Origin of the sequence: Amycolatopsis bullii, from assembly GCF_014654205.1 — a bacterium.
Taxonomy (GTDB): Bacteria; Actinomycetota; Actinomycetes; order Mycobacteriales; family Pseudonocardiaceae; genus Amycolatopsis; species Amycolatopsis plumensis.
In genome coordinates this window covers 1-5,971 of sequence record NZ_BNAW01000099.1, presented here as the reverse complement: position 1 = coordinate 5,971, position 5,971 = coordinate 1, and the positions used below count along the sequence as shown (strand labels likewise).

General features: G+C 74.5%; 7 protein-coding genes. 5 read left to right on the top strand and 2 right to left on the bottom strand.

The genetic code is table 11. From position 1 onward, the window contains the following. Positions 1-181 precede the first annotated feature (181 nt). The gene (locus tag IE317_RS43945; protein ID WP_229903252.1) at positions 182-778 is read right to left on the bottom strand and encodes a TetR/AcrR family transcriptional regulator; all 597 of its coding nucleotides are present in this window, start codon (positions 776-778) and stop codon (positions 182-184) included. Positions 779-832: 54 nt separating this feature from the next. On the opposite strand from IE317_RS43945, the gene IE317_RS43940 reads away from it, so the two are divergent. From IE317_RS43940 to IE317_RS43920, 5 genes are all read left to right on the top strand, one after another. Next, positions 833-1,366 carry a PH domain-containing protein gene (locus IE317_RS43940; protein ID WP_191317283.1) on the top strand — a complete coding sequence of 178 codons (534 nt, stop codon included), beginning with the start codon at positions 833-835 and terminating at the stop codon, positions 1,364-1,366. Between the two features lie 128 nt (positions 1,367-1,494). After that, complete coding sequence (locus tag IE317_RS43935; protein ID WP_191317286.1) at positions 1,495-2,841, top strand: PH domain-containing protein; 1,347 nt, start codon at positions 1,495-1,497, stop codon at positions 2,839-2,841. A 9-nt stretch (positions 2,842-2,850) separates the two neighbouring features. After that, complete coding sequence (locus IE317_RS43930; protein ID WP_191317282.1) at positions 2,851-3,615, top strand: isocitrate lyase/PEP mutase family protein; 765 nt, start codon at positions 2,851-2,853, stop codon at positions 3,613-3,615. Positions 3,616-3,667: 52 nt separating this feature from the next. Continuing rightward, entirely contained in the window at positions 3,668-4,681 is a 1,014-nt protein-coding gene (locus tag IE317_RS43925) for an aminotransferase class V-fold PLP-dependent enzyme (protein ID WP_191317281.1), read from the top strand. A gap of 112 nt (positions 4,682-4,793) precedes the next feature. Then, the gene (locus tag IE317_RS43920) at positions 4,794-5,390 is read left to right on the top strand and encodes a hypothetical protein (protein ID WP_191317285.1); all 597 of its coding nucleotides are present in this window, start codon (positions 4,794-4,796) and stop codon (positions 5,388-5,390) included. Between the two features lie 67 nt (positions 5,391-5,457). On the opposite strand, the gene IE317_RS43915 is transcribed toward IE317_RS43920, so the two are convergent. After that, a partial coding sequence (locus IE317_RS43915) for a ferritin-like domain-containing protein (protein ID WP_191317280.1) occupies positions 5,458-5,971 on the bottom strand: 514 nt, incomplete at its 5' end.

Here is a 5,971-nt window from a genome sequence, read left to right as displayed (position 1 = left end):
GGCGCGGTGCTCCCGCGCGCCGAGCGCCGCCGCCACCGCGACCGGCTCGCGCGGCTGGCGGAGCAGGCGGGTGCCGCGGTGCCCGCCCTGCGCAAGGTGATCCGCGAGCTCCGCGCCGCCCGCACGGCGGCGATCTCCGCGGCCTCCGGCGGCGGCGGCTGACCCTCCGGACGACCCGGGGTCAGGGGGTGAAGAGGCGGTCGAGGTAGTAGTCCACTGTGGAGATCGCCTCGGCCGGGGTGCGGTGGCCCATCAGGATTTCCGAGCCCTGGGAGTCGGCGATCGCCCACAGCAGGGCGGCCTCGGTCGCCGGGTCGGCCGACGCGGCGACGTCACCCGCCTCCTGGGCCTGGCGGACCTGGTCGGCGAAGAACTCCAGGAGTTCGGGCATGCCCTCGCCGAAGGCCTTCGCCATCGCCGGATCCGCCACGGCGCGGATGAAGTACGCGACGCCGATGAGGAAATCGGCCTCGCTGCCGGGGTCGCGCGGCAGGATCTCCACCAGGCACGCGCGGAGGATCGACCGCGGCGTCGGCGGCCCCTCGGCCAGTACCTTCGCGGTGATCCGTTCACTGCGGAGCTTGTGGCGGTGCTCGAGGGCGTACCGCAGCATTTCGTCCTTCGTCTTGAAGTAGTGCTGCACCGACCCCATGGACATGCCCGCTTCGGCCGCGACCTGGCGCAGGCTGACGCCTTCCAGCCCGGCGCGCGTGGTCAGCCGTTGCAGCGCCTCGGCGATCTGCACCCGGCGCTGCTCGTGGTCCACCTGTTTCGGCACGTCCGCTCCCGTTGTCATGCGATCGCATTGCGAAACCCGGGCTCCGCCATTACGATGCGATCGCATTGTAAAACAACCTCGGGGGGACCGGTGGAGACCGGAAATCCACGGCTTCGGCCGCCGCGCCACGCACTCGACCGCCGCGCGATCGCCTGGTGGCGCACGCAAGGAGCGCTGGTGTTCGGGCCGGTCGTGCTCGTGCTCACCGCCCTCGGCCTGCTGATCCCGCCGGCCGCGGTCTGGCTGCTGGTGCCGGCCGCGGTGGTCGCGGTGTTCGGGGTGGCCTGGTGCGCGGTCCTGCCGGGCTGGTGGTTCGGCCTGCACCGCTGGGAGGTCACCGAGACGGCGGTCTACGTGCGCTCGGGTTTCCTGTGGCAGGAGTGGCGGGTGGTGCCGCTGTCCCGCATCCAGACGGTCGACACGCTGCGCGGCCCGCTCGAGCAGCACTTCGGCCTGGCGACGATCACGGTGACCACAGCCTCCGCCCGCGGCGCGGTCCGCCTCCGCGGCCTGGATGCGCAGGTCGCGGCGGACGTGGCGGAGCAGTTGACGGAGCGCACGGACGCCACTCCGGGGGACGCGACGTGAGGGGCGGGCACGGGCTCGGCTCCGGCGGCGCGTGGGCTGATGGTGGCGAGCGCCGACCCGGCCCCAACGCCACCGCACCTCACTGGCGCCGCCTCGACCAGCGCACCCTCGCCGTCACCGCGGTCCTCATGGCCGGTGTTGCCGTCTCCGCCGGCACCCCGATCGCCATCGGCACCCGCTCCCTCTGGCTCCTCCCGGCCGCCGCGCTGCTGATCGCCTCAGGCGTGCTCGCCGAGTACGTCCGCTGGCGGCACACGCGCTTCCGCTGCACCGCCGAACGCCTCGAAATCGAGTTCCGCTTCGGCGTCCACACGCGCAAATCCCTGCCCCGCGAGCGCATCCGCACCGCCGACCTGACCGCCAACCCGCTGCACCGCGCGTTCGGCGTCACGGCGCTGGCCATCGGCACCGGCGGCCGGGAAACCCTTACCCTCTCCCCGCTCGCCAGGGCCGACGCCGAAGCCCTGCGCGCCGAGCTCCTGCTGTCGAAACCGTCCACTCCGGACGGTCCACTCGCGACCTTCGACCCACGCTGGATCCGTTACGCTCCAATCTCCTTAGTTGCGCCGACGATCGGGCTGGCCGCGTGGGGATCGCTCTTCAAGGTCGCGGACTGGTTCGGGGCAGGCGGCGCCCTGCTGAAGTGGCTCCTCGGAAACCTGCCCCTCGCCATCGGCGTCACGGCCCTCGCGATGGTCGCCGGCGCCGTGGGCCTCTCCGCCGAAATGTGGTGGCACCACCGCCTGGACCGCGAACCCGGCGGCACCCTGCGCGTCCGCCGCGGCCTGCTCACCACCCGGTCGACCACCCTCGAAGAACGGCGTCTGCGCGGGGTCGAACTGGTCGAGCCGCTCGGCGCCCGGCTCGCCGGGGCCGCCCGCGTGGACGCCGTCACCACCGGCCTGCGGCGCGAAGACGGCAAAACCGAGTCCAAGACGCTCCTGCCCGCCGCACCGAAAGCCGTCGCGCAGGACGTCGTGCACCACGTTCTGGGCGAACGCCTCGAGGCCGTCGAGCTGGTGCCGCACCCCACGGCCGCCCGGGCACGGCGGCTGCGGTGGGCCCTGCTCGCCGCGAGCACGCCGGTGCTCGTCGTGGCGGCGCTCGGCGCCCCGCTCGCCGCGGCCGCCGCCGTCGTCGCGCTGCCGGTGGCCGTCCTGCTCGCCCTGGACGCCTACCGCGGCCTCGGGCACGGCTCGCACGGCCGCTACCTGGTGACCCGCGCGGGCTCGATCCGGCGGAGCACGGCCGTGCTGACGCGGGACGGAGTGATCGGCTGGACGGTGAAGCAGTCGGTGTTCCAGCGCCGCCGCGGCCTCGCGACGTTCACCGCGACCACCGCGGCGGGCTCCGGCGCGTACGCGATCCTCGACGCCGACACCGACGAAGGCCTCGAGTTCGCGGCGGCCGCCGGGCCGGGGGTGCTGGCCCCGTTCCTCCAGAGTTCGGCGCCCGCCGAAGCTTCCCGGACCTAAGTTCAGGACATGGACGACTTCCGTGCCCTGCACGTCCCCGGATCTCCGCTGCTGCTGCCGAACGCTTGGGAGTTCGGCGTCGGCGCGTTCCTCGCCGCGCAGGGCTTTCGCGCCCTGGGCACGACCAGTCTCGGCGTCTCCGCGGCGGCGGGGGAGCCCGACGGCGCACCGTCGACGCGCGACGCGACCGTCGCCCTCGCCCGGCGCCTGACCCGGCTGGACGCGCTCGTCAGCGTCGACATCGCCGACGGCTTCGGCGCGGACCCGGCCGCCGTCGCCGATCTCGCGGCCGAACTGGCCGACGCGGGCGTGGCCGGGGTCAACCTCGAAGACGGCCGGGCGGACGGCTCGCTGGCCCCGGTCGACGTCCAGTGTGCCCTGGTCACGGCGGTGAAGGACCGGGTGCCCGGCCTGTTCGTCAACGCCCGGACGGACACGCACTGGGCGGGCGACCGCTCCCTCGCCGAAGCCGAGCGGCGGGTGCGGGCGTACGCGGCGGCGGGCGCGGACGGCGTCTTCGTGCCCGGCCTCGCCGAGCCCGCGGACGTCGAGCGGATCGTCGCCGCCGGCCTGCCGCTCAACCTGCTCTTCCTGCCGGGGAAGGTCACCGTGGCCGGGCTGGCGGAGCTGGGCGTCGCGCGGGTCAGCCTGGGGTCGCTGCCGTACCGGATGGCGCTCGCCGCCGCGGCCGGGACCGCGCTGGCCGTGCGCGACGGCCGTGACCTGCCGCTGACGCCGCCGTCCTACGCCGACGTCACCGCCCTGCTGCCGTGAACCGGGCGTAAATCGGGTGAACCGGCCCGCCCCGGTCTGCTTGGGTCGGGGTATGCGTGCCTTCGGAACCGACTTCGCCGCCCCGCCCGGATACCTGAACACGCCCAGCGTGGGCGTCCCGCCCGCGCCGGTGGCCGCGGCCGTGGCCGAATCGGTGGAACGGTGGCGGACCGGGGCGATCCGGCCGGGGGAGTTCGACGAGTACGTCTCGCGGGCGCGGGCCGGGTTCGCCCGGCTGCTCGGCGTCGAACCCGGCCGCGTCGCGAGCGGCGCGTCGGTCTCGCAGCTGATCGCCAACGTCGCCGCGGCGCTGCCCGGCGGCACCCGCGTGCTCGCCGCCGAGGGCGACTTCACCAGCGTGACGTTCCCCTTCGCGGCGAACCCGGGTGTCACGGTGACGGAGGTGCCGCTGGACGTGCTGCCGTCGCGGGTCGAGGGCCACGACGTCGTCGCGGTGAGCGTCGTCCAGTCCGCCGACGGCCGGATCGTGGACCTCCCGGCGCTGCGGGCCGCGGCCGAGGCCGCCGGGGCGGCGGTGCTGCTCGACGCGACCCAGGCGGTCGGCTGGCTGCCGCTGGACGTCGCCTGGGCGGACTGGGTCCTCGGCGCGGGCTACAAGTGGCTCTGCTCGCCGCGCGGCAGCGCGTGGCTCGCGGTGCGGCCGGACGCGCAGGAGCGCACCCGCTCGGTCGCGGCGAACTGGTACGCGGGGGAGGACCCGTGGGCCACCGTCTACGGCCTCCCGCTGCGCCTGGCCGGCGACGCCCGCGCGTTCGACCTCTCACCCGTCTGGCTGGCCCAGGTCGGCTCCGCGGTGGCCCTGGAGTACTTCGCCGGCCTCGACCTCGCCCAGGTCCGGGCGCACAACACCGGCCTCGCCGACACGCTGCTGGAGAAGCTCGGGCTGCCGCCGCGCGGCACCGCGATCGTCTCGCTCGACGCCGACCCGGCGCGGGTGGCCGAGGCGGGCGTCGTGTCGAGCGTCCGCGGCGGCCGGGTGCGGGTCGGCTTCCACCTCTACAACACCGCTGACGACGTCGAACAGGTTTTACGCGCGTTCGAGTGAACCGCCGGACGCGGGTGAACTACCGTATGGCCCCGTGGTTGGTGCGCATTTCACCCCAGGCCCGTCCGACACGGCCCCGCTGGGCGCGGTTCCCCCGCAGCCCCGCCCGCCCGTGCCGGGGCCGCCGGCTCGCGACACCCGGTCCCTGCTGCTCAGGGGCGCCGGGCTGGTCGCGATCGCCGTCGTCTCCGGGCTGCTGTGGTACCTGATCCGGCACAACTCGGCGCCCGACCAGCCGGTCGCGCAGCCGCCGGCGCAGAACACCGGGCAGTTCGAGTTCACCCTGGTCTCGGGGCCGGCGAAGACGACGGACTGCGTCGAGAAGTCCTACGGCAAGACGAAGGCCTTCTTCCAGGACAACCCGTGCCAGTCGCTGGTCCGGGCCCTGTACACGACGGAGTCGGGCGGCGCGAAGGCGCTGGTGTCGGTGGCGGTGGTCGGCATGCCGGACTCCGTCAAGGCCAAGGCGCTCAAGACGCTGACCGAGCAGGACGAGACGGGCAACGTCACGGACCTGGTGAAGGACAAGACGTTCGCGGGCACCGGCACGCCCAGCGTGAGCGGCGCGGACGCGGCGTACTCCTCGAAGGTCGACGGCACGAACACGACGATCGTGCTGGCCGACTTCTACGCCAAGCACAAGGACAAGGACCTGATCGAGAAGATCGCCGACGACGCCCTGCGCCTCTCGGCCGACCTCCACTCCTGAGCGCACCCTGCCGCACCGGTCGTGGGTGGTAAGGCGGGTTAGAACCCGCCTTACCACTCACGACGGGTCAGCCGGACTGGCCGGGCAGGGCGATCGCCACCGGCTTCTCGCCCGCCTCGGCCCGCCAGGGGGTACCGCGGCGGGAGGCGGCGACCAGCGCGTGCAACGCCGTGGTCCGCAACCCCGCGTCGTCGGTGTGGTCGATCACCGCGAGCCACGCCGACGCGCAGTCCGCCTCGGCCGTCGCCACCACCTGGGACGCCGACTTCGCGTCCGTCACCGGGTTCTTCGGCACGTACGCCGCTTCCGGGGCCACCGGGGTCGCCCCGGCCGCCGAGAGCGCCGTCTGCAGGAAGTCCCGGCGCACGGCGTGCTCGGCCGCGCCGCTCTTCTCCGCGTCGCCGAACTCATCCGGCAGGAAGGCGCTGACCAGCCCGTACACCCACACCGCGGCGTGCTCGGCGGCCAGCGCCACCTGCAGCGGGTCCACGGCCTCCGGCGGCACCGCGCCGGCCGGGGCGGTGCCCACCTTCGGGGCGTCCTCGCCCGGCCCCAGCGCCGGGGCGGTGCGCTGCAGCGCC

Excerpts from the sequence above, each read along its gene's own strand:
- IE317_RS43940 (WP_191317283.1), top strand. The coding sequence starts at position 833 with ATGCGATCGCATTGTAAAACAACCTCGGGGGGACCGGTGGAGACCGGA.
- IE317_RS43935 (WP_191317286.1), top strand. The coding sequence starts at position 1,495 with ATGGCCGGTGTTGCCGTCTCCGCCGGCACCCCGATCGCCATCGGCACC.
- IE317_RS43930 (WP_191317282.1), top strand. The coding sequence starts at position 2,851 with ATGGACGACTTCCGTGCCCTGCACGTCCCCGGATCTCCGCTGCTGCTG.
- IE317_RS43925 (WP_191317281.1), top strand. The coding sequence starts at position 3,668 with ATGCGTGCCTTCGGAACCGACTTCGCCGCCCCGCCCGGATACCTGAAC.